General features: G+C 62.8%; 17 protein-coding genes and 1 pseudogene. 11 read left to right on the top strand and 7 right to left on the bottom strand.

From position 1 onward, the window contains the following. Nucleotides 1-246 precede the first annotated feature (246 nt). Nucleotides 247-867 carry a glutathione S-transferase N-terminal domain-containing protein gene (locus tag E8A46_RS28815; protein WP_291568411.1) on the top strand — a complete coding sequence of 207 codons (621 nt, stop codon included), beginning with the start codon at nucleotides 247-249 and terminating at the stop codon, nucleotides 865-867. Between the two features lie 50 nt (nucleotides 868-917). On the opposite strand, the gene E8A46_RS28810 is transcribed toward E8A46_RS28815, so the two are convergent. Next, on the bottom strand, nucleotides 918-2,774 hold the full coding sequence (locus E8A46_RS28810) for a long-chain fatty acid--CoA ligase (protein ID WP_291568409.1): 1,857 nt from the start codon (nucleotides 2,772-2,774) through the stop codon (nucleotides 918-920). A 255-nt stretch (nucleotides 2,775-3,029) separates the two neighbouring features. Here E8A46_RS28810 and E8A46_RS28805 point away from each other — a divergent pair, with 255 nt between their 5' ends. The 4 genes from E8A46_RS28805 (at nucleotide 3,030) to E8A46_RS28790 (ending at nucleotide 7,394) form a co-directional block, all read left to right on the top strand. Then, nucleotides 3,030-4,031 (top strand): hypothetical protein, encoded by a 1,002-nt coding sequence (locus E8A46_RS28805; RefSeq protein WP_291568407.1) that lies wholly within the window; start codon nucleotides 3,030-3,032, stop codon nucleotides 4,029-4,031. Continuing rightward, on the top strand, nucleotides 3,965-4,987 hold the full coding sequence (locus tag E8A46_RS28800; protein WP_291568405.1) for an alpha/beta hydrolase domain-containing protein: 1,023 nt from the start codon (nucleotides 3,965-3,967) through the stop codon (nucleotides 4,985-4,987). Before E8A46_RS28805 ends, E8A46_RS28800 begins: the two co-directional genes overlap by 67 nt. A gap of 91 nt (nucleotides 4,988-5,078) precedes the next feature. Then, nucleotides 5,079-6,404: an MFS transporter gene (locus tag E8A46_RS28795; protein WP_291568403.1), complete on the top strand. Its 1,326-nt coding sequence runs from the start codon at nucleotides 5,079-5,081 to the stop codon at nucleotides 6,402-6,404. 27 nt (nucleotides 6,405-6,431) lie between these two features. Continuing rightward, nucleotides 6,432-7,394 carry an amidohydrolase family protein gene (locus E8A46_RS28790; protein ID WP_291568401.1) on the top strand — a complete coding sequence of 321 codons (963 nt, stop codon included), beginning with the start codon at nucleotides 6,432-6,434 and terminating at the stop codon, nucleotides 7,392-7,394. On the opposite strand, the gene E8A46_RS28785 is transcribed toward E8A46_RS28790, so the two are convergent. The 6 genes from E8A46_RS28785 to E8A46_RS28760 all read right to left on the bottom strand — a co-directional run bounded on the left by E8A46_RS28785 (nucleotide 7,382) and on the right by E8A46_RS28760 (nucleotide 17,291). Further along, a complete protein-coding gene (locus E8A46_RS28785; protein WP_291568399.1) occupies nucleotides 7,382-8,293 on the bottom strand; it encodes a hypothetical protein in 912 nt (303 codons plus the stop codon). The genes E8A46_RS28790 and E8A46_RS28785 overlap by 13 nt on opposite strands. Before the next feature lie 20 nt (nucleotides 8,294-8,313). Beyond that, the gene (locus tag E8A46_RS28780) at nucleotides 8,314-9,732 is read right to left on the bottom strand and encodes a hypothetical protein (protein WP_291568396.1); all 1,419 of its coding nucleotides are present in this window, start codon (nucleotides 9,730-9,732) and stop codon (nucleotides 8,314-8,316) included. A gap of 108 nt (nucleotides 9,733-9,840) precedes the next feature. Then, nucleotides 9,841-11,226 carry a CoA transferase gene (locus E8A46_RS28775; protein ID WP_291568395.1) on the bottom strand — a complete coding sequence of 462 codons (1,386 nt, stop codon included), beginning with the start codon at nucleotides 11,224-11,226 and terminating at the stop codon, nucleotides 9,841-9,843. A gap of 233 nt (nucleotides 11,227-11,459) precedes the next feature. After that, nucleotides 11,460-14,888: an error-prone DNA polymerase gene (locus tag E8A46_RS28770; protein WP_291568393.1), complete on the bottom strand. Its 3,429-nt coding sequence runs from the start codon at nucleotides 14,886-14,888 to the stop codon at nucleotides 11,460-11,462. Further along, nucleotides 14,885-16,417 carry a DNA polymerase Y family protein gene (locus tag E8A46_RS28765; protein ID WP_291568415.1) on the bottom strand — a complete coding sequence of 511 codons (1,533 nt, stop codon included), beginning with the start codon at nucleotides 16,415-16,417 and terminating at the stop codon, nucleotides 14,885-14,887. The genes E8A46_RS28770 and E8A46_RS28765 overlap by 4 nt, the downstream gene beginning before the upstream one ends. A 43-nt stretch (nucleotides 16,418-16,460) precedes the next feature. Beyond that, entirely contained in the window at nucleotides 16,461-17,291 is an 831-nt protein-coding gene (locus tag E8A46_RS28760; protein WP_291568390.1) for a DNA repair protein, read from the bottom strand. Nucleotides 17,292-17,612: 321 nt separating this feature from the next. On the opposite strand from E8A46_RS28760, the gene E8A46_RS28755 reads away from it, so the two are divergent. From E8A46_RS28755 to E8A46_RS28730, 6 genes and pseudogenes are all read left to right on the top strand, one after another. Beyond that, nucleotides 17,613-18,332 (top strand): hypothetical protein, encoded by a 720-nt coding sequence (locus E8A46_RS28755; protein ID WP_291568389.1) that lies wholly within the window; start codon nucleotides 17,613-17,615, stop codon nucleotides 18,330-18,332. 21 nt (nucleotides 18,333-18,353) lie between these two features. Next, a pseudogene (locus E8A46_RS28750) lies at nucleotides 18,354-18,959 on the top strand (UdgX family uracil-DNA binding protein); the annotation flags it as partial. 350 nt (nucleotides 18,960-19,309) lie between these two features. Next, on the top strand, nucleotides 19,310-19,795 hold the full coding sequence (locus E8A46_RS28745) for a hypothetical protein (RefSeq protein WP_291568385.1): 486 nt from the start codon (nucleotides 19,310-19,312) through the stop codon (nucleotides 19,793-19,795). A gap of 484 nt (nucleotides 19,796-20,279) precedes the next feature. Continuing rightward, complete coding sequence (locus tag E8A46_RS28740; protein ID WP_291568383.1) at nucleotides 20,280-20,588, top strand: hypothetical protein; 309 nt, start codon at nucleotides 20,280-20,282, stop codon at nucleotides 20,586-20,588. 116 nt (nucleotides 20,589-20,704) lie between these two features. Continuing rightward, nucleotides 20,705-21,085 (top strand): hypothetical protein, encoded by a 381-nt coding sequence (locus E8A46_RS28735; protein ID WP_291568381.1) that lies wholly within the window; start codon nucleotides 20,705-20,707, stop codon nucleotides 21,083-21,085. Between the two features lie 155 nt (nucleotides 21,086-21,240). Then, on the top strand, nucleotides 21,241-22,053 hold the full coding sequence (locus E8A46_RS28730; RefSeq protein ID WP_291568379.1) for a class I SAM-dependent methyltransferase: 813 nt from the start codon (nucleotides 21,241-21,243) through the stop codon (nucleotides 22,051-22,053). Nucleotides 22,054-22,874: the final 821 nt, after the last annotated feature.

The raw sequence follows: 22,874 nt of genomic DNA, 5'->3' as shown, positions 1-22,874 counted from the left end.
CCTTGCCGAGGCCAAGCGGCAAGCCAACCACCAGATTGGTGCCGACGTCGCGGATGATATCCTCGGCGATGGCCTCAGGATCGGAAAACAGCTTCGGCATGCATTTCCTTAACCGGGCGAGACAAGAGGGATAGCTAACCAAGAATGCAGCCCGGAGCAATGAGCTATGCTATCGTCATTGCGAGCAGTGGGACTTTCAGGATGACGGTGATTGTATTGTGCCGTTGATACAAGAGGAAACACTCGATGATGAAATTATACTACGCGGCTCACACCTGCGCGCTGGCATCTCACATCGCGCTGGAGGACGCCGGCGCCGAATATTCCACGGTGCGGATCGACTTCGCCGCCCACCAACAACGCTCGCCGGAATACCTCGCCATCAACCCGAAGGGACGCGTCCCCGCTTTGGTCACCGAGCGCGGGATACTGACGGAGACGCCGGCGATGCTCGCCTTCATTGCCCAGAGCTTTCCAAAGGCGAAGCTCGCGCCGCTGGATGATCCCTTCCGCTTTGCCGGGGTGCAGGCTTTCAACAGCTATCTGTGCTCGTCGGTGCATGTGGCCCACGCCCACCGCATGCGTGGGACCCGCTGGGCCGATGATCCGGCCGCGATAGAGGCGATGAAACGCAAGGTGCCGGACTCCGTGGGAGCCTGCTTCGAGCTGATCGAGCAGAAGATGCTGCAGGGGCCGTGGGTGATGGGCGACAGCTATACGGTCTGCGACCCCTATTTGTTCACGCTGGCGCAGTGGATGGAGGCAGACAGCGTGGATATCGCCCGGTTTCCAAAGCTTAGGGATCACCGACACCGAATGTCCGAACGGGCGGCCGTCCGCAAGGCTGTCGCGGAGGAGCTGGGCTGAACAGCATTGCGGCCTTCGCTGATGGTAAGCCCCGGCGACCGCGCGTGATCTCAACCGCGACGACGCGATGCCGCGGACTGCCGTTGCTCTGCGACGCGGCGGTAGAGAGAATCGATCTGCTCCTTGAAACGCGCTTCAATCACCCGTCTCTTGACCTTGAGGGTGGGCGTCAGGCTTCCGTCCGCGATCGTCCATGGAGCGGTGGTCGCGAGGATTGCGCGCACTTGCCAGATGGGCGGCAGGCCGCGCGTCTGGGCCGAGATGCGTGAGAGGATCGCATCCGTCGCGACGGATACATCGAGGTCAGCAGGGTCGATCGCAAGATCACGCGCAAGCCGTAGCCAGCCTTCGCGATTGAGCACGAGGATTGCAACGACGCAGGGCCGTTGGTCGCCGATGACACACGCCTGCTCGAACAGCGGATCGTTCTGGATCGCCGCCTCGACGGCGCTCGGCGCGACGTGCTCTCCGGTCGAGAGAACGAGTATTTCCTTGAGCCGGCCCGTGATGAACACGCTGCCGTTTCGGATCTCCGCGATGTCGCCGGTCCTGAGCCACCCATCCGGCGACAGGGCCTGGGCCGTCGCCTGCTCATTTTGCCAGTAGCCCTGCATGACCGCCGGCGATCGCACGATGAGTTCCGATTGCTCGCCGAGTCTAACTTCAAGGCCGTAAAGAGGTTGACCGACCGAACCGGGCAGGCTGCCCTCGATGGCCGTCGAAGTGACAACGGGCCCGGCCTCGGTCAGCCCGTAGCCCTCGATAAGCGGCAAGCCAAGGCCGGCGAAGAATTGGGCAACCTTGGTCGGGAGCGCGGCCCCGCCGCTCATCGGCACGCGGAGGCGTCCTCCCAACGCGGCAAGGACCCTGCGCGCCACCAAGCGTTCGAGCAACGGCCAGAGCATCCCGCGCGCAACGAAGCCAGGCGCCGGGCCCCGGCCATGCCGAAATTCATGCAGCTCCCAGCCGAGGCTGGCAGCCAGCGCCACGATCCGGCGCTTTAATGGACTGGCTTCCGCCTCGCGGCGCACCGCCTCGTAGATTCGCTCATACAGCCTCGGAACGGCGACAAGTACCGTTGGGCGGATGGTCGTGAGGTCCTCTTGCAATCCCTCGACAGAGCGAGTGTAGACAACGCGCGAGCCTCCCATCATGGGCAAGTAGTAGCCTATCGTGCGCTCGAACGCGTGGGCTAGTGGCAAGACCGACAGAAAGATGTCGCCCGGCAGCGGCGGAATCAGCTTCGTGTTCGCTTCAGCGTTCCACAGGATGGCGGAATGCGTGAGCATCACGCCTTTCGGGCGACCCGTCGTACCCGACGTGTAGACGATTGTCGCGACATCCTGCGGAGCGCAGCGCAACGCACTGGCGTCGGGCCGGCTCTCCGCGAGAGCGCCGAGGAGCGTGGAGAGCCGCCGGTGGCGGTGCGGCGAAACGGGTATCCCATCAAGCCCTTCCCTCACCCAGACGCGCTCAAGGGCTGCGTTGGCGTCGACGAAGGGCGCCAGGGTGTTCCATCGCGCCGCGGTATCGATGAGGCAGAGCCGGGCCCCCGAATCCGCAAGCACGAAAGCTATGCTTTCAGGGCTGTCATGCGCATAAAGCGGCACCGTGATCAGGCCGTTGGCCGCTGCCGCAAGGTCAAATGCCACCCAATCTGTGCCGTTCGGCAGCAAGACCGCGACGCGATCGCCGGGCCGCAGCCCGCTGCCCGCCATCGCCCCTCCGAGGCAAGAGACGCGCTGTCCCATCTCTCGCCATGTCTGCTCTTTCCAAACACCATCCCGATGCTCGCAGTAGGCAACCGCATCAGGGCTACGGTCGACGCGTCTGGCGAAGAGTCCGGGAAGGGTCCCGGCCTCCTCACGGGAGATTATGTCGGTCCGTTCTGGTGGCAGCGGTCGCATTTCCCAACTAACGCACGGTGGTGTCCTTCCGTTTTGATTTCAATCAACACGATCGACCTTCTCAGCGGCGCCATCTGCGGTGGTCAAGGAAGACCAAAGGGCCGCTGTCCGCAGGGCCATCGCAGTGCAGCTTGCCTGAATCGCACTGCAGCGATGCATCAAATGCAAGGCCCTTCCCGCCTGACGCTTCCCTCTGTAGTCTCAGTTCGAAGGCCGTGGCGAGTCACGTCGGGCATAGGCATCGGGAACAACGCCATGGGACATTTGCAGCGCGCGATCATTCTGATCGCCGGGATCATCGCTCTTGGCAGTGGTCTTGGCAGCCCTTGCGCCGCGAAAGTCATCAAATTCGAGATTGTGCGCGTGGAATCGCCGGCGTTCGAGGGACGAACCTTCGGCACGGTCGGCACCTATGACCGTATCGTCGCGCGCGCGACCATCGCGGTGGCGCCCGACAATCCGCACAATACCATCATCGCCGACCTCGACCGCGCGCCGCGCAACGCGCAAGGTCTGGTCGAAGCCGTCACCGATGTCGAGATCCTGCGCCCCACCGTCGCCGCCAAAGGCAACCGCCGGCTGTTCTACGAAGTGCTCAATCGCGGCAGCAAGCTCGGCCTTGCGCTGTTCAACGACATTCCGGTCGTGACCAACGATCTCGCGAAAGCCGCTGACGGCGGCAATGGTTTCCTGATGAATCGCGGCTACACGGTGGTGTGGAGCGGTTGGCAGGGTGACGTCGCGCCGGGTGGCGGGCGAATGACCTTTACGCCGCCTGTCGTGCCCGGCGTCAGCGGGCTTGCGCGTGAAGAATTCATCTTCGACCACATGGATAATCCCGCCAGCGCCACGCTGAGCTATCCCGCCGCCGACCTCGATCCAACCCATGCCAAAATCAGCGTGCGCCAGCGCGAGGCCGATCCGCGTGCGACGCCCGCGGGCCTCGAAGTCAAATTCGAAGGACCAACCAAGATCGCGATCAAGCGTCCGGAAGGCTTCGATGCCGGCGCGATCTATGAGTTCATCTACACCGCCAAGGATCCCAAGGTGATGGGCCTCGGCTTCGCCGCCACCCGCGACATTGTCTCATTCCTTCGCAACGAGAAAGCGGATGCGGCGGGGACCGCCAATCCCGTCGCCGGCCAGATCGACCGCGCGATCGGGTTGGGCTGTCGCAGAGCGGCCGCTATTTGCACGACTATCTCTATCTTGGCTTCAATGCCGACGAGGCCGGCCGCGTCGTCTTTGAAGGGCTGATGCCGCATATCTCCGGGGGCAAGAAGACCTTCACCAACTACCGCTTCAGCCAACCCGGCCGGTCGCCCTACGAACATGCGGACATGCTGTATCCCGGCGCGGATTTTCCGTTCACCTATCCCGTGATCACCGACAGGCTCTCGGGAAAGAAAGACGGCTTCCTGGCACGCTGCCTTGCAGCCGGCAATTGCCCAAAGATCATCAAGACCGACAGCGAGCTCGAATTCTATCAGCAGCGCGCCTCCCTTGTCGTGACGGACACGCAAGGCAGAGCGCTCACGATGCCCGGCAATGTCAGGCTCTTTTTGCTGTCGAACCTGCAGCACTACTCGCTCGCCAACGCCAAATCCGAGATGGCGAAGACCTGCGCCTATCCCACCAATCCCCTGAATGCAGGCCCCTCGGTGCGAGCCTTGCTGGTTGCTATGGATGGCTGGATCAGCAAGGGCGCGTTGCCGCCAAACAGCCGCTACCCCAGCCGCAGCAACGCAACGCTGGTGCCGCCTGCGATCGACAAGGTCGGTTTCCCTCATATCGCGGGCTTCGCCTATCCGAGCCGAATTGCGCAGCCGACGCTGCTCAAATCCGATGAGATGCCGCCCGCCAAGGGCCCCGCCTATCCGGTCTTCGTGCCGAAGACGGATGCCGATGGCCGCGACCTCGCCGGCGTGCGGTTGCCGACGCTGGAAGTGCCGGCGGCAACCCACACCGGCTGGAACGTGCGCAAGGCGGGGTTTGGCGAAGGCGAATTGTGCGACAACAACGGCAGCATGATTCCATTCGCGGCAACCCGCGCGGAACGGCTGAAGAACAACGATCCACGCCGGTCGATGGCGGAACGTTATCCGAACGATGGCGATCGCGCGGCGGCGATAGCGAAAGCAGCGCAGCAACTGGTGCGGGACCGGCTACTGCTGGAAGACGACGCGAAGCTATTCGTTCCGAAGCTCAACTAGCCTTGCACAACCGTCTTGCGGACGGGTTAGGAAAAGTTCACGCTGCCGATAATCAACAGGCGCGGAACAAGCGCGGAACGGGAGGAATTTCATGGCCACGGCGCAGGGTACGCAGGCGATCGAGCGCCGGACCATCGCCAAGGTGTCCTGGCGGCTGCTGCCGCTCGTCGCGCTGGCCTACTGCATCGCCTATATCGATCGCAGCAATATTTCCTTCGCCGCGCTGACCATGAACAAGGACCTCGGCTTCAGCGCCTATATCTACGGCTGGGGCGCCGGAATCTTCTTCTTCGGCTATTTCCTGTTCGAGATTCCGAGCAATCTGATCCTGGAAAAGGTCGGGGCGCGGATCTGGATCGCACGGATCATGATCTCCTGGGGGATCATCTCGGGCCTCACCGCCTTTGTCACGGGGGCGACAAGCTTCCTGATCATTCGCTTCCTGCTTGGGGCGGCGGAGGCCGGATTCTTTCCCGGCATGATCCTGTATTTCACCTACTGGTTTCCTTCCGAATATCGCGGCCGGGTGATCTCGACCCTGTTCATCGCCCAGCCGGTCGCCAACGCGGTGGCGTCGATTGTTTCCGCCGCCATTCTCGAAATGGATGGCGTGCTCGGGATCAAGGGCTGGCAGTGGATCTTCCTGATCGAGGCCGTGCCCGCCATCCTGCTCGGCTTTGTCATCCTTAAGGTGATGACGGACCGGCCGGGGCGCGCCGACTGGCTCAGCGCAGAGGAAAAAACCTGGCTGCAGGCGCGGATCGATGGCGAAAATCGCCAGGTCGAAAGCGCCGGCCGCCTGACGTTGATGCGGGCGCTGGCCGACCCCCGCGTCGTCGCGCTTTCGGCGATCTATCTGATGAGCGTGACGGCGAATTACGGCATCGTCTTCTTCATGCCGCAAATCATCAAGGGTATCGGCCTCACCAACATGATGACCGGCCTGGTGTCCTCGGTGCCCTACATCATCGGCACCATCGGCCTGATCGCGTGGGGCTGGTCATCCGATCGCAACAAGGAGCGCCGCTGGCATCTCATCGCGGCCTCGACCCTTGGCGCCCTTGGTCTGGCTTTCGCGGCGTGGTCCGGCGCTTCCTACTGGGCGCTGATCGGAATGTCCGCGGCCACCGTCGGCATCTACGGCTCGCGCGCCGCCTTCTGGCCGATGCCCTCGCTATTCCTCACCGGCACGGCGGCGGCAGGCGCGATCGCATTGATCAATGCCACGGGCAATCTTGGCGGCTATTTCGGCCCCTTCATCGTCGGCTGGATCAAGGATTCCACCAAGAGCTTTGAAGCCGGGCTGTATTTCCTGGCCGCCTGTTCGTTCGCATGCGCGGTCATCACGTTCTTTGCCGCGCGCGCGGCGGGCGATCCCGCCGCCATGGCGCGCGCCAATGCCGCCGCCGCCGAATAATGAAAAGCCGAACCGAGGAGACGACCCATGCTCAACCGACGCGACCTTCTGCTTGCCTCAATTGCCGCCGGAGTAGCCATGCCCGACCGAGCCGCGCTGGCAATGGCGTCACAACCCACGACGCCGGTGAACTTCGACGTTCCTGCCGGGGCCTGCGACTGCCACACCCACATTCACTTGCCCGAAAAATATCCGTTCTTCGCCGGCCGCGTCTACACGCCCGAGCCCGCATCACCTGAGGAGATGGCGGCGCTGCACAAGGCGCTGCACATCGAGCGCGTGGTGATCGTGACGCCGAGCGTCTACGGAACCGACAATCGGGCAACGCTGGAGGGCATCAAATTCCGTGGCGACACGGGGCGCGGCGTTGCCGTGATCGACGACAAGACGCCGGAGAGCGATCTCGACGCGATGGGCAAAGCAGGCATACGCGGCATCCGCGTCAACCTCGCCACCAGTGGTGTCAACGATCCGAGCATCGGACGCAAACGCCTGGAGGCCGCGATCGAACGCGTGAAGGGACGCGGTTGGCACGTCCAGGTCTACACCAATCTTCCGCTGCTCTCGTCCATCAAGGATGTGCTTGCCTCCTCGCCCGTCCCTGTCGTGTTCGACCATTTCGGCGGTGCGGATGCAGCGCTCGGCCTCGAACAGCCGGGTTGGGCGGACCTCATCGAGGCCGTGAAAAGCGGCAAGGCCTATGTAAAGATCTCCGGCGCTTACCGCCTCTCGAACAAAGGTCCCGACTATCCCGATGCGGTGCCGTTCGCCAAGGCCCTGATTGCCGCGAACGCCGACCGCCTCGTCTGGGGCACGGATTGGCCACACCCGAATTCAACGATCTCTCCGGACAAGAAGCCGACCGAGCTGACGCCGCTGTACCAGATCGACGACGGCCGCCTGCTCAACCAGCTCGCGGTGTGGGCACCGGATGCAGGCGTCCGCAAGAAGATCCTGGTCGACAATCCGGTCCGGCTTTACGGGTTCTGAGAGTCGGCGCGCGACGCCGGCTGCGCCATCGGCCGCAGCATTTCCTGAGGAAAGCTGCGCAACCAGTTGGCGGCCCTGCGCAGTCCGCCGAACGGAAACAGGTGAAACCCGGCAATCGACGCCGTCGCGGTGGGCGGCGCCGATTGCAAGCCGCACACGACCTCGTCCGGCCCGGTCTCCGTCAAGAGCCGGCCGAAACGGCCGATCTGGCCGCGCAGCGACCGCATCGAATTGCCGACGCCGCAGCGGAGCGCGAATTTCATCAGCGTCGCAGGGCTCGCCGGTCCGGCAAGACCGACGATGACGGGAAGGTTGACGCCGCGCGCGTCGAGCTCGCCGATCCAGCCCAGGATCGGCGCGCTTTCGAAGCAAAACTGCGTCACGACATCGACGTCGATGTTTGCCTGCTGCCCCCAGTCGCGCCACGCCTCGAACCCTTTTAAGGTAGCGGAAGCCGTCAGATAGGGATGGCCCTCGGGATGGCCGGCCACGCTCAAGCGCGCAATGCCGCGTCCCTCGATCAATCCGCTGGCGCAGACATCGAGGCCCGAGCGGTACGGGCCTTTCGCAGCCGCGACGTCGCCAGCGATCAGAAGGAGGCGCGTGACATCCGCCTCGCCCCGCGCCCGCGACAGAAAGTCGTCGAGGGCCTGGCGCGACGGCATTTCGCGTGCCGCGACATGGGGCACCGGGTTGAAACCGGCACGGCGCAACGCGACCGCCGTCTCGACATTGTGACGGTAGTCGTCGCCGGGCAGAAAGGTGATCGTCACATCGGTGCCGGGACAAAAATTGTCCCGCAACTCCTGTAGCTGATGTCCGCGCGACGAAACCTCGACCGAGGCCGCCGACAGCAGCTGGGCGAGTTCGCCAGATGAAGCCTGATCAGGTGCGGTCATGGCTCGATCCCGGATCATGGCTAGGCGCGGCGGCGCGAGATCACATAGGTTTCATCGTTGAACCACAAACCGCCGTGCTGTTTCAGCACCCGGTCGGTGGCTTCGAGGTAACGACCGTCGCGGACGACCTCCGAAAGCCTGACGTCCTCGATTTGCGCCACATAGATGGCGGCGTTCCACGCCGCGAACAGCGTTGACGTTCCGATCGGACCGCTGACCTCGTCCGGCAGCGTGTGCATGTGATAGCGAAAGATCGAACGGGCGTCGGAGGAGGCGTTGAAATTGTAATGCCGCGCCTCCGCGCCGAGTTCGTGCTTGACCTGGCGCAGGATGGCATAGCGATCGGTCTTGAAGGGATCGTCGCCGGGCCAGACGTTTTCGATGATCTCGATGCCGGGGTCGTGGCCGTGCGAATGGATGCCGATCAGCCGGCCGCCGGGTCGCAGCGACCGAACCAGCGGGGTCACCACCTTCGAGGCCTTGAATTCGACGCTGGCCCGCGCCCGATAGGGCTGCGAGGCGATCACCAGATCGTAGTCGGCCATCACGCGGCCGGGCCGCGGCATGATCGGGTCGAGCAGAAACGAGTGATCCTCGCGCCGCAAGGTCAGGATGATGGGGCGCGTATAGACCGGATTGCCGGTGGTCGGACTGATTCCGGCGCGCCAGTTTTCGGCCAGAAAGCCTTCGAGCTGTCCGATCTGATCGGCAAAGCCGTGCGCGGTATTGCCCGACAGCGCGACATCCTTCCAGATCAGGCTTTGCGCCGAGGTCGTGGAACGCGGCGTCAGCCAGGGCGCTTCGGCATAATAGAGATTGGTGACGACCAGCACGGTGGCGGGATGCTCGAACAGGCGGTCCGCCATCTTTTCAAGCATCAGCCGCACGTCCTCGTAACTAATCTCCTTGGCGACGACATACAACGGCATGGTCGGAAAGCGGGCGTGCACCGCCCGCATCACCCGCGACAGCACGGTGCCGTCGCCGACGCCGGCGTCGAAGATCCGCAGCGCCGGCGGTGACGGCTGCAGATTGCCGAGCTCGAGCGAAACGCGGTTGGCGATCTCGGTCTTCTCGCTGCAGGTCGAGACGAACAGAAGATATTTCTGCCGGTTGTCGAAAAACCGGAAGCCGGCTGGCGCAATGTCGGCCGCCGCGTTGGCGCCGTTGATCGGCTTGACGACCGCGGACGGTTCGTGTCGCGCCAATGATGGCGCGCTGCGACGCTCGGACAGATAGGCACGGACCTTGTCGAGCGTGCCGGTGGTGATCCTGGCGCCGTCGCGCAATCGCGAGACCAGCTTGCCATCGTTGACGACCAATCGTCCGAAGGTGGATTCCGCGGTCTGGGTCGCGCGGCAATAGTCGCGGATTTCTCCCAGAATCTGATCGGACGTCCTGATTGGACTGGTTGGAGTTTGGCGTTCCGCGTTCCGCATGGCGACCTCCCCGCGGTTTCATCCCTGGATGCCATCAAGGGACGGCGGGGCATGCCTCGTCAACCACAATCCGGGTGGGCAGGAATTGTGGGCATATGCCCCATGCGGCTACCAGTGTGGCGGGTGACTGCCGAGCGGCATCGCAGGAAGCGCCCAGAATGCGGGGGTTTTCGACAACTGCGCCGAATGCCGGATCGACCGCAGCGGACCGAAGCCGGAAGCCACCTCTTCGACAAAAGCGCTGACCGCCTCGCCCTTCAGATCTTCGGTCGCAAGACCATCGGCGACCCGGCCGAGATTCCACAGCCATCGTCCGGTCTGCGCCAGCGACACGCGGACATGCCAGCTGCCGCCTTCGCTGCCCTGGCGCGCCTTCGCCATCATGGTGCCGAATGCCATCAGGTAGCCGGTGGCATGATCAAGGATCTGCGCCGGCAATTCCTTCGGTCCATCGACGCCGGCGGCCTGCCCTTCGGCGTGGTTGAAGCCGGTCGCGGTCTGCACCAGCGAGTCAAAGCCGCGGCGTTCCGCCCATGGCCCGGCGTGGCCGTAGGCCGAGAGCGACACGAAGACGATGCCCGGATTGATCCGCGCCGCCTCTTCCGGCGAGAAGCCGAGGTGAGCCAGCGAACTCGGCCGGTAGCCTTGCGAGAAAATATCGGCCTGTGCGAGCAGCTCGCGCAGCGTCTGCCGCCCCTGCTCGCTCTTGAGCTCGACAAAACTCGACAGCTTGCCGCGGCCGGTATCGATCGTCAGCCAGGGAATCGCCGGCAGATCGGGGCCCGAGATCAGCATCACCTCGGCGCCATGCGCGGCGAGCGTACGGCCCGCAACGGGGCCCGCGATCACCCGCGACAGATCGAGCACGCGGACGCCTGCGAGCGGACGGTCGCCGGCACGCCACGGTTTCGGTGCCGCCTCTCCGATTTTGTCGATGGCGATCACCGGCAATGCGGCCAGCGCGCTGGCCTGCGGCAGCTCGGACCATTCGTCATGTGAGCGCATCATCGCGACCACGCCGCCCACGGCATAGGCCGCGGTCTCGAAGGCCTCGGCGTCCCATTGCAGCAGCGCGGCCTGAACATCGTCGCGTTCCGCCTTGCAGTCCAGCACCCGGCAAACCGCATCGCGGTGATGGGGAAAGTTGGTGTGCAGCCGGACGAAACGCCGGTCGCGGGTCTTGTAGACGCCGGCGATAGTGTCCCAGGCCGGCGGAGGCGGCTTGCCGTCGACGCGCAAATAGCGCTCGCTGCGGCATTCGACCACGGCGTGGCGCATGTCGACCGCGACATCCTGGCTTTGCCCGCTGCGCAATTTATGGATATGCGCGGCAGCGAGCCCGGCCGCGGCGATGCTGGCTTGCGCCGCGGCGGCGAGCCGAAACGACGACGGCAGCTGCGGCTCTTCTCCCGTCAGCGTCACGGCATCGAGTGCGGCAGGCTCGCCGCCGGCCAGAGTCCAGAGGTCGGCGAGGATTTCGCGGGGCGTTGGCATGGTGATTCCTTCAGAGGATGCCGCGAAATTATCAAGCTGTCATCATCCGCGAAAGCGGCCTCACCGTCATTGCGAGCGAAGCGAAGCAAGAAGCAGTCATTCCGGGGCGATGCAAAGCATCGAACTACGATGTGCAATTGCACATCGGAGAATCTCGAGATTCCGGGTCTGGTGCTAACGCACCATCCCGGAATGACTGGCTTCGGAGACTTCGCTCGCAATGGCGGCTGGTCCTAATGAAAATCCCGCGAGGGCGGCAGGATCCGCACGTTGCGGGGATGGCGGATTTTCTGGGCCGGATTGTCGACATGCTCGCGAGGATCGTCATTGAGCGGCTCGACCAGCGCAGGGCCCACCGGCACCGGATGTTTCCGGCCGAATGCGTCATTGGCAAGACCGACGAGATCGCGGGAGCGGTCGAACAGCCGTTCGGCGACCAGATGCACGACCTTCTCGGGGCTGCTTTGAATATAGCCTTCGACCAGCACCAGCCGCGCGCCCATCACTTCTTTGCGAAAGCGCTCCATCACCTTCGGCCACACCACGATATTGGCGATGCCGGTTTCATCCTCCAGCGTCATGAAGACGACGCCCTTGGCGCTGCCCGGGCGCTGGCGCACCAACACCACGCCGGCACAGCGGACATATTGCCGGTCATTGGCATCGGAAACTGCGGCGCAGGCGATGACGCGTTCGCGGTCAAACCCCGGCCTTAAGAATTCCATCGGGTGGCCCTTCAGCGACAGCCGGATGGTCTGATAATCGGCTACCACCTGCTCCGGCAGCGGCATCAGCGGCAAGGGCTGCGCCTCTTCGTCGGGTTGCTCGCGCGCGGTGGCGATTTCGAACAGCGGCAGCGGCACGTCATCAGGCAGACGCCGCACCGCCCAAAGCGCGGCGCGGCGGTCGAGCCCGATGGAGCGAAACGCATCGGCGTCCGCCAGCAGGATCAGCGCCCGCTTCGGCAAACCGGTGTCGCGGGCAAAATCCTCCAGCGAGGTAAACGGACGGCGTTGTCGCGCGGCGACGATGCGCTCGGCCCAGTCTTCCATCTCCCCATCGTCATTCCGGGGCGTCGCGGCAGCGACGAACCCGGAATCTCGAGATTCCGGGTCCGCGCCTAGCGGCGCGTCCCGGAATGACAGCAAGCTTCGCTTCAGCCGCGCCTCGTCGGCATCGGCCCACCTGAATCCGTCGATCTGGCGAAAACCGAGCCGCACGGCGTGATACTTCCCGCTTCGCTCCTCCAGCATATTCTGGGCATGGCTGAACGACACATCGATCTCGCGCACCTCGACGCCGTTCTTGCGGGCGTCGCCGACGATCTGCGCCGGCGCGTAAAAGCCCATCGGCTGCGAATTCAACAACCCGCAGCAAAAGGCATCGGGGTGAAAATGCTTCAGCCATGACGAGACATAGACCAGCTGCGCGAAGCTCGCGGCGTGGCTCTCCGGGAAACCGTAAGAGCCGAATCCCTTGATCTGGTCGAAACAGTTTTTCGCAAATTCCGGGGCGTAACCGCGCGCGATCATGTTGTTGACCATCTTGGCTTCGAACTTGCCGATGGTGCCGACATTGCGGAATGTCGCCATGGCGCGGCGCAGGCCGTTGGCCTCTTCGGAGGTGAACTTCGCGGCCTCGATGGCGATCCGCATCGCCTGTTCCTGGAACAGCGGCACGCCGAGGGTCTTGTGCAGCACCCGGCGCAATTCATCCTTGTCGCCATGCGCTGATGACGGCGACGGATAGACCACCTTCTCCTGGTCGTTGCGCCTGCGCAGATAGGGATGCACCATGTCGCCCTGGATCGGACCGGGGCGAACAATGGCGACCTCGATCACCAGGTCGTAAAATACCCGCGGTTTCAGGCGCGGCAGCATGTTCATCTGGGCGCGGCTTTCGACCTGGAACACGCCGAGCGATTCACCCCGGCACAGCATGTCGTAGACCGGCGTCACGTCCTGCGGGACGCTCGCCAACTCGTAACGCTCGCCCTTGTGGTCCGCGATCAGGTCAAAGCACTTGCGGATGCAGGTCAGCATCCCCAGCGCCAGCACATCGACCTTCATCATGTTCAGCGCGTCGACATCGTCCTTGTCCCATTCGATGAAGGTACGATCGTCCATCGCGGCATTGCCGATCGGCACGTAGGTATCGAGCCGGTCCTGGGTCAGCACATAACCGCCGACATGCTGCGACAGATGCCGGGGAAACTCGATCAGCTCGCTGGCGAGTTCGACCGCGAGCTCGACCATCGGGTTTTGCGGATCGAGCCCCGCCTGCCTGACCTGTTTTTCGTCGAGGCCCTTGCCCCAGCTTCCCCACACCGTATCGGCCAGCGCCGCGGTCACGTCCTCGGTCAGCCCCAGCGCCTTGCCGACGTCGCGGATCGCGCTGCGCGGCCGGTAGTGGATGACGGTGGCGATGATGGCCGCGCGGTGCCGGCCGTAGCGCCGGTAGACATATTGCATCACCTCTTCGCGCCGCGAATGCTCGAAATCGACGTCGATATCGGGCGGCTCCAGCCGCTCCTTGGAAATGAAGCGCTCGAACAACAGATCGACCTTGGTCGGATCGACGGAAGTCACGTCGAGCACATAGCAGACGGCCGAGTTCGCCGCCGATCCCCGGCCCTGGCAGAGGATTTTCTGCGCGCGCGCATAACGGACGATATCGTGCACGGTGAGAAAGTAATGCGCGTAGTTGAGCTTCCTGATCAGGCGCAACTCCTTGTGCAGGACCTTTTTGGTCTTGGGCGAAATCCGGACCGGGAATCTTTTGTGCGCGCCGGCCCAAGTCAGATCTTCCAGATGCCACTGCGCGGTCTTGCCCGGCGGCACCGGCTCGTCGGGATACTGGTATTTGAGCTGATCCAGCGAAAAGCCGATGCGGCCGGCAAACCGCATGGTTTCCGCGATCGCCTCCGGCACGTCGGAAAACAGCCGCGCCATTTCGCCCGAAGGCTTGAGGTAACGTTCGGCATTGGCTTCAAGGCGCGTGCCGATGGTCTCGATGGTGGTCTTTTCGCGGATGCAGGTGAGGACATCCTGCAAGGGGCGGCGCGACGGATGGTGATACAGCACCTCATTGGTCGCCAGCAGCGGCACGCCGGCTGATGCCGCGATGCCATGAAGCCGCGCCAGACGACGGCGGTCATCGCCCCGGTACAGCAGGCTCGCCGCAAGCCATACGCCGTTGGCGCGGCTCTGCCGCAGCCGCTCCAGCACCGCAAGCGCCCCGGCCTCCATAAAACGATGCGGCAACGCCAGAACGAGAAGCTGCCCTTCGGCGAATTCCAGCAGATCATCGAGCCTCAGATGACACTCGCCCTTGGCGGTGCCGTCGCCGCGCTTGCCGCGGGTGAGCAGCTGGCATAGCCGGCCGTAGGCCGCGCGATCGCGCGGATAGACCAGGATGTCCGGTGTATCGTCGATAAAGACCAGCCGCGATCCGATCAGAAGCTTTGGCTTGAATTTGACGTCGGGATGCTCGAGTTCCTTGTAAGCCCGCACCAGGCCGGCCAGCGAGTTATGATCGGCGATGCCGATGGCGGGAAGCCGGAGCTTGCTGGCCTGATGCACGTAATCCTGCGGATGCGATCCGCCGCGCAGGAATGAGAAATTCGTCGTGATTCCGATTTCCGCGTAGGCCGGAGCGGTCACGCGAACAATCCATGCATGAACCAGTTCGGCTGCACGGCCCTGCCCTCCTGCTGCACGATCTCGCGGTCGTAAAGTCCGTCGCGATAGAGCCAGAACCGCAAACCCGCCTCGTCCTCGACGCGGAAATAATCCCGCGTCAACGCCGCGTTTTCCGCGCGCCACCACTCCATGGCGACGCGTTCGGGACCTTCGGCGCGGACCACGGCGTGGGTGGCGCGGCGCCAGACAAACCGCGCCGGCGGCCCATCCGGCACCTGCGCGATGACTTTGATCTGTTCCGGCCGCTCGAACAGCCGCAACGGCCGCAACGGCGGCTCGCCCTCGGCCCGCGCCGGCCAGACGGCATGCGCGGCGGCGGCCAGGTGATGCTGCGCGGCTGCCGCCAGTACCGCGCGCTCCGGAATATGGGTGTCCTGCGGCAGGTGCACGACCACGCGCTTGCCGCCGATGCGCGCGGCGATGCGATCGATCAGGGCGGCCAGTTCGTCATTGTCGTGGACATTGGCGTCGAGATCGCGCTGCTGCTGCACGACGATTTCGGTGCGGCTTGCGGACAGACGAATGAGGTCGAATCCGAAGCCGGGATCGAGCGGATCGCTCAAGGCATCGAGCCGCTCGCGAAACAGCCGGTCGATCACCTCTCCCCTGGTCACGGGCTGGCCGGTATCGACCGCAATGGTGCGGACCGCGCCATCGGTGCGGAAAAAACGGGCTTCCAGCCGCCGCGCGCCCTTGCCCTGCTGCGCCATCGCCGCGACCAGCATCGCGGCCAGCCCCGACAAGGTCGCCGAGATCACGACTTCCGTCGCCACCGGCTCGGCGAACCGCTTTTCCACGATGTAATCCGGCAGCGGCTGGCGCGGGCTGATCGGCGCATCGCCCTGCCCCAGCGCCTGTTCCAGCAGCGCGGTGAAACCAGCGCCAAATCGGGCGGTGATTTCATGGCGGGCGCGGTCCGCCACATCGCCGATGGTTTTCAGGCCGGCGCGGCGCAGGCCCGTGACCACAGCCGCCTCAGCGCCGAGCGCCGACACCGGCAGCGGCCTCACCGCATCGGCTTCCTCGCCGGCGCGGACGATGCGGCCATGGGCATAACGGGTCAGGGTCCGCGCGCACACGGCGGTGCCGGCGATGGCGGCGCTGACCGCAAACCCCTGCGCGGTCAATGCACCGCACAACAGCCGCATCATCGCGGCCTCGCCGCCGAACAGATGCACGCAGCCGGTGATGTCGAGAAACAGGCCGTACGGGGGATCGAGCGCCACCAGCGGGGTGAAGCGGTCGCACCAGGCGGCAATGGCGTTCAGCGCATGAGCGTCGGCGGCCTCATCGGCATCGTACACCTGCACCTCGGGGCAGATGGCGCGGGCATTGGCGAGCGGCAGGCCGACATCGAGGCCGAGACGCGCGGCCGCGTCGTCGAGCGCAAAAATCTGCAGCGCGTTGTTTTGCCTGGCGACGACGATGCTGGGTTCAGAAAACGCTTTAACTTGCTTTGACGCGTTTTCTTCACGCGAACCGGTAACCACTTCTTTTGAAAACGCTTTCGTTGTTTTTTCTGACGCGTTTTCTTTACGCGAACCGGTGTCCACTTCGCTTGAAAACGCTACCTCTTGCGCGAGCTGGCGCTTGATGCGGTCGATGGGCAGGCGCGGCAGCCACAGGCTGAGGATACGCCGCCGGTTTTCCGAAAAGGCACTCATCACATTTCCATTCCATGATCCAGCGGCCGACAGGGCCATGACGGTTGCGGACAAGCTGCGCGTCGAACACCGGCGCGCCCCACGCGCTCCAGGGGGCGGCGGGCGGCGAATGCGCCGCGCGCACGATCCATCTGGTCTCGGCGGTCGACGGCTGGGGCTCCGCCGCCATCCGCAGCACCAGGCAGGTCGCGCCCGAGGCCTGCGCCGCCAGCGTCAGTTTGCGGCTGGCGACGAGGTCGAGCTGCCGCGCCCCGCCCCAGACTTCCAGCACGACGGCGCCGACCGCATCGCAGGCCAGCGCGTCGGCGGCCGTCCGCAGCGCGCTGTCCACATCGGCGGCGCGCACCGTCACCAAAAGACAGGGATCGAGACCGAGTTCACTCAGCCCGCTCATCGACACCGCGCCCGATTCAATTTCGGTGAAATCCTGCCGTATCCACACCAGCGGCCGATGGGGAAGTTTCGTTGCCGCCGCCCGGCCCGCCAGCCCGGCGACAAAACCGGTCGCCGCGGCACTTTGCCGGCCGGCCTCCGCAAACACTTCGTGCATCGCCCCCAAAGCGAGGCCGCCCTGCAGCGTCGCGTCGGCGTCGGCATGCCCGAGCGCCACCCGGCGCGGCGAATACGCCTCGCCATGCGCCTCGATGCGCTCGATATTGCCGCGCAAGCTCGCAAGCGTGTTCGTGCGTGCGCCGGTCATCCGCGCCGCTCCTTAAGAAGGTTGGGCCGCCTGTTGGTTCGGTTCAGGGAGAACCCGCGGCTGGCTCATTTGTTCATGATATGTTCTAATATAAAGCTAACATGGGCAGGAGAGTCAATCGGGATTGAGGGTTTAGTTTTTCATGAGCGATCCCAATGGGATCTACGGATATTCAACGCAGGTCCGTGGTTACCCCTACAAGCGCAGCCATCTGATCGCGTTGCGGCCGACTAAGATATCGGGGAGCAATCCGCCCTCGAGGTGGTGGCCGGGAGAGCGGTAGGGAACGAGGGATACCAGTCTAATGCGAGAAATTGAGCTATGATCACAACTCAAGATGATCTCTGGCCTCGCGTGGAGGCAAAGCTCGGCGAAGCGCAGACCCTGCTCGCAGACATGTCGAGGTGCCTTCAAGGACCCGAGCGAACGCATATGGCGGTTGTCCTGGAAGCTTCCGGTGCAATTGTCGGTCACGATTGGCAGAGTTCGTTCTACTCGCTCGTCGACTCGTTTCTGACCAAGGCGCGCAGTGTTGCTTGGATCATCGAAGCCTGCTTCGGTGATGACCATCGCGGAAGCGCGGAAATGCGAGTTTGGTGGCAGGGCCTTTCGCCTGACGAACAGCGACGCCGGACGGACTTTTCAGATCAGTTTCGAGCTGACAAGAAAGCCTTTTCCGACCACCCGTTGACGACCGAACGGAACGTTTCCGAGCACCGACTCGGCTCTCCGAATATCGAAGGTAAGGTCCATGGCCCCTTCGGGCAGATTCACGCGGCTAATCCAACCAGTCGCATTCCCGATGCTGAGAGCCGACCATTAGAGCCGAGCCTCAGCGACGATACAGCGCTGCAATGGGCGGCCACATTGCCCGCACAACCAGTTCGGCCACGACCAGAGCAATTCACCATCGGCGGCAAACCCCTTTTTCCCGAATGTCAGAACTATCTGGCGCTTGCCCGCGAGCTTGTAAGCAAGGCTCACGCGATTGCGCGAAGCGTGCATGGCAATAATTATCTAACCATCCCGCCATCCTCGTAGGAAACCCCCATGGCAACTGCGTCATCCAGCCTCCAGACCCTGCGCCAAGACGCCGCCCATTGCCGCGCCTGCCCGCTCTGGAAAGACGCGACCCAGACCGTGTTCGGCGAAGGCCCGCCGCATGCGCCGGCGATGCTGGTCGGCGAGCAGCCCGGCGACAAGGAAGACCTTGCCGGCAAACCATTCGTCGGACCGGCGGGGCAGATGCTCGACCGCGCGCTGGAGGAAGCCGGCATCGACCGCAAGAAAGTCTACGTCACCAATGCGGTCAAACATTTCAAGTTCGTCCCGCGCGGCAAGATCCGCCTGCACCAGAAGCCGACGACGCCGGAAATCAGGGCCTGCCGGCCATGGTATGAACGCGAACTGGCCGCGATCAAACCGGCGCTCGTGGTGGCGATGGGCGCCACCGCCGCGCAAAGCGTGTTCGGGAAAATCACGCCGATCAACAAGAACCGCGGCCGCCTGATCGATCTTGATGACGGGATCAAGGCGCTGGTGACGGTGCATCCGTCCTATCTGTTGCGGCTGCCCGATGAAGCCGCCAAGGCGCGGGAATACCAACGTTTTCTCGATGATCTCAGGATTGCCGCGGCGCTGTTGCGAAAATCGGCGCACGCGGCGTGAGGATTCGCGCGAGTCAAATCCGTCACAATCTGTTCCCAGCACTTTCCAGCATGGTCGGTCCAGCTGACGATGTCCGCTCCTGCGGGCAGAACCGACACGCCGTTTAGCCTGAGCGACTTCCGCTTATGACCCAACTGAGACATTGGCTGTGTCTGGCGGCAGTGTCGGGATGCCCTAGTCAAGTCGTCGGTCCAACCGTTAGGATGCCGCCTATTGAGCCTTAGGGGCAGACATGCGGCGGCTGAATTTCTTAGTGTTCTGGGTGGTGGGGCAGTAGCACGGCCCTCGCGCCGCAAGCGGACAGCAATCTGCAACGCTGCGCTTGATCGTTCGAAGTCGGGGGATTTCAAATGATGGCCAATCGTCTTACGTCGCTGGCCGTTTTGGTGATGCTGGCATTCGCAACGACTATCACCTGTGTCTCAGCTCAGAACTCGGCGCTGACTCCCGAACTGCTTTCCAAGATACTCGGCCTGATCGCTCGCGAAGGGATCGAGCGAGACATCCCCCCACTAATAGCAAACGCCTTAGGTCTCTCTGCTACCGGTCAAAGCTGGCCGAGTCGGCAAGAAGTCTACAAAGAAACACAGAGCGGAATCCTTCATTTTATGGCCGTCAGTCGCGGAAACGATCAGGACATTGTGGTCAGTTTACGCAAGCCAGATAACAACCCAGACAATATGTATGTCTTTCGTGTTCGACGCGACGGAACGCTCGTGACGGCGGTGATCTTTGACATTCAGACGCGGCAATTGACTGTGCTCAACCGAGCCGAGGCGCAAAAAAAGCTAGAAGCAGAGATATTGTTTTGGAACGGGCAAAAGTTATTAGAATAATTCGGTGTCGTACCGGCTCATTGCCAACATTTAGAGCGAGCGATGTATACGAGCTTCCTTGGAACCTGCCGCTGCTTTCGATGTAAGGCCGATTCAGAAGCGTACATTCCGACCTATCTATTCAAAACAGACGCCCACAATGCAAGCCAAATATGGTACTCTGCGCCGTCTTGGGTTAGGTACAAAAATCGGTGCCTTTACTTTTTGCGCATGACCGTTATTGGCACCTTTGAGACATGCCGACGGCCTCGGGAAAGGTCCGCTTATCGGGGTAGACCGGAAGTTACCGGCTCACCGTCGAAAGGCGCGCTTCGATGAGTGCAAACGCCGCTTCCGCTCATCGCTGCATCAGGCTTCTGCAATTGATTAAAATTTTCGCGAAATGCTAACCGCCAAGTAACCGCTGCAGCATTATCGCCTCGCTGGTTAGAGCGGTGTTGATGCAAGCGTTCCATTATGCGCTTCCTGTTGGAGGCGCGGATAAATGTCGTTCTATAAAGAGACCGCTATTGCGGTGCCGGCTTTGGCGTTGTTGCTATTCGTTAGTCATACCGTTTTCGGCCCGGATGAGAGCTTCCGCCGTTTAACGACCAACCCCAAGTCCTGGTTGGGCGGCCTGGAAATTCCAGCGGAACGATTTATCGCAAAGCACTTGATCGCCGGTAGTGCGTCCAATGCCAATGAAGATCCTCCCTCGCTCGGGCAAGCTGATGTTGGATACCTTACGCCGGAAGCCCGCATAAGGACCGTATTCGCTCAGTTTGAGCCACGCGGGCGCCGTCGCGCGACCTGAAGGGGCGCATGCTGTCCCTCGTCTAGACCTCCGTCATTCTTGTGGACACCACTTCCGCCAGAGTTCAAATTTTTCGCCGCCTTGTAAGCTGGGTTCAAAGGCGAAAGGAAACTGACATGAGGATCAAGCTGCCGATCACGGTGCTGTCGCTGGTGGCCGCCTTTGCCCTCGTGGCTTTGGTCCCGGCGGCTTTGGCCCAAACGCCGCCGCCGGCAGCCGCGGAAAAGCCGGCCGCGCCAATGAAGCCGAGAGCCGCGCCAGCCGAGGAGGTGGCGTCGAAAGGCGTCTCGATCGCCGAAAAGGCCCAGAAATGTCTCAAGATCCTGGATGATCCCCAAGCCCGGCTGAATTGCTACGACGCTGCCGTCAGGCCGGAACCCAACCGGAATCCGCCGCCCGTCAAGGGCATCCGGGATTGCCGCCACATCGTCGACATCAACGACCGACTGGGGTGCTTCGACGGCTTCGCCCAACAAATTCCAAAGTTCACGCATTAGGGCCCACGGACCGTCGCTTCCGGCAAGCTCTTGCACGTAATAAACCCGCCGGCGCAAAGCGTGTTCGGGAAAATCACGCCGATCGATGAACGACCCAAGCCGGACAATTATATGCTAGTCTCGCGAACCATCAAACGGAGGGCAAGGCGATAGCAATGTTGGAAACGGACAAGCTGTTCGCTGGCTCGATTCCGGAAAACTACGACCGCTATATGGTTCCGCTGATTTTCGAGCCGTTCGCCGCAGACCTTGCACAACAAGCAGCGTCCTTGTCGCCAAGCGCCGTTTTGGAAATCGCCGCGGGCACCGGGGTTGTCACCCGCGCATTGGCGCCAAAACTGTCCCCCGGCGCAAGCTATATCGCAACCGACCTCAACCAGCCGATGCTCGACTACGCCGCTTCGCGACAAGCTCCCGACAGTCGGATCAAATGGCGCCAGGCGGATGCTCTGGCGCTACGGTTTGAAAATGCGGCTTTCGATCTCGTTTGTTGTCAGTTCGGCGCGATGTTCTTTCCCGACCGCTCATCTGCCTACCGCGAAGCAAAGCGAGTCCTGAAGCCCGGAGGACTTTTTTTATTCAACGTATGGGATCGTATCGAGGAGAATGTATTTGCGGATGATGTGACGAATGCTCTCGCACAGATTTTTCCGGACGATCCGCCGCGCTTTCTGGCGCGCACGCCGCACGGCTACCACGATACGGGACTGATCCGTCGCGAGCTGGAGGACGCAGGTTTCTCCCGCGTGGTGATCGAGACGAGAGCCGAACAAAGCCGCGCATCCTCGCCGCGCGTTCCGGCCGTTGCTTATTGTCAGGGAACTGTTCTGCGCAACGAAATCGAGGCCAGAGACGCGGGAAAACTGGAAGCTGCAACCGACTACGCCGCATCCGCGATTGCAGACAGACATGGCAGCGGCGAGGTTGCCGCCAAAATTCAGGCACACGTCATCGTTGCTGTGGTCTAGGTGTTGGAATATCCCGTCCCGGCACTTCGAGACGCTCCGCTGCTACAGCAATTGCGTCGCTTTCGGAGTGAAGCGGACATGAACCGAATGTATGAGTACGCGCCCAAATCGTCTTTCTGAGTGTTCACAGAGCGAGCTGATTTGCCCGACAGGCTATTTTGCGATTTTCGTGTCTAGCGCCTGAACGAAAAATATTTCGCTTTCGCCGTCGGGCAAATCATTGGTTTAAATCCGTGCGTCTCACGGCGAAGGAGGGGCGATCGCGATCGTCACGAACGTGCGGTGAGATGCGATGGACGCGGCAGCCACGACTGACGAGCGTGGTTCGACGAGGACGGCGAAGACGTGTGGTCCTGATGCCCCGACGCTGGCATCAAGTTGGTGGAGGCAACTCCGTCAATGACGGTGGCAAGAAAGCCCGGTCACCGGGGAGAGCGCGCTATAAGCCGTAAACCATTGCGCGGGGAATGCCGGGTGATTCCGGTGTGACCTGACAAACGCGTATGCTTCTTGCTTTCTGCCATTGCATACGCGGCTATCGGGCGCATCGGGCGCCCGGCATTCCCTGCGCCCTCTGATTGGAGGGCGGAAGATTTCTGGCATAGCTCGGGCGAAACGCGCCGCGAGAATGTGAAGGTGTGTTTGGTCGTCATTGCGAGCGGAGCGAAGCAATCCAGCTTTGGTTCAGCAATGAAAGATGGATTGCTTCGTCGCTTCGCTCCTCGCAATGACGGTGGAAGCGTCAATTGTCATTATCGGACCGCGGCGTAGCCCCGAATGCCTCGATGCCCGTTCCAGCACCTTGGATATCTCCGCCGCTG

Source organism: Bradyrhizobium sp. (assembly GCF_004799445.1).
GTDB lineage: Bacteria > Pseudomonadota > Alphaproteobacteria > Rhizobiales > Xanthobacteraceae > Bradyrhizobium.
This window is presented reverse-complemented; position numbering and strand designations above follow the sequence as displayed.

Bases quoted from the DNA above. Each gene is read 5' to 3' on its own strand.
- E8A46_RS28805 (WP_291568407.1), top strand. From the start codon at position 3,030: ATGGGACATTTGCAGCGCGCGATCATTCTGATCGCCGGGATCATCGCT.
- E8A46_RS28780 (WP_291568396.1), bottom strand. From the start codon at position 9,732: ATGCGGAACGCGGAACGCCAAACTCCAACCAGTCCAATCAGGACGTCC.
- E8A46_RS28790 (WP_291568401.1), top strand. From the start codon at position 6,432: ATGCTCAACCGACGCGACCTTCTGCTTGCCTCAATTGCCGCCGGAGTA.
- E8A46_RS28785 (WP_291568399.1), bottom strand. From the start codon at position 8,293: ATGACCGCACCTGATCAGGCTTCATCTGGCGAACTCGCCCAGCTGCTG.
- E8A46_RS28815 (WP_291568411.1), top strand. From the start codon at position 247: ATGATGAAATTATACTACGCGGCTCACACCTGCGCGCTGGCATCTCAC.
- E8A46_RS28730 (WP_291568379.1), top strand. From the start codon at position 21,241: ATGTTGGAAACGGACAAGCTGTTCGCTGGCTCGATTCCGGAAAACTAC.
- E8A46_RS28735 (WP_291568381.1), top strand. From the start codon at position 20,705: ATGAGGATCAAGCTGCCGATCACGGTGCTGTCGCTGGTGGCCGCCTTT.
- E8A46_RS28745 (WP_291568385.1), top strand. From the start codon at position 19,310: ATGATGGCCAATCGTCTTACGTCGCTGGCCGTTTTGGTGATGCTGGCA.
- E8A46_RS28775 (WP_291568395.1), bottom strand. From the start codon at position 11,226: ATGCCAACGCCCCGCGAAATCCTCGCCGACCTCTGGACTCTGGCCGGC.
- E8A46_RS28760 (WP_291568390.1), bottom strand. From the start codon at position 17,291: ATGACCGGCGCACGCACGAACACGCTTGCGAGCTTGCGCGGCAATATC.
- E8A46_RS28795 (WP_291568403.1), top strand. From the start codon at position 5,079: ATGGCCACGGCGCAGGGTACGCAGGCGATCGAGCGCCGGACCATCGCC.
- E8A46_RS28740 (WP_291568383.1), top strand. From the start codon at position 20,280: ATGTCGTTCTATAAAGAGACCGCTATTGCGGTGCCGGCTTTGGCGTTG.
- E8A46_RS28755 (WP_291568389.1), top strand. From the start codon at position 17,613: ATGATCACAACTCAAGATGATCTCTGGCCTCGCGTGGAGGCAAAGCTC.
- E8A46_RS28810 (WP_291568409.1), bottom strand. From the start codon at position 2,774: ATGCGACCGCTGCCACCAGAACGGACCGACATAATCTCCCGTGAGGAG.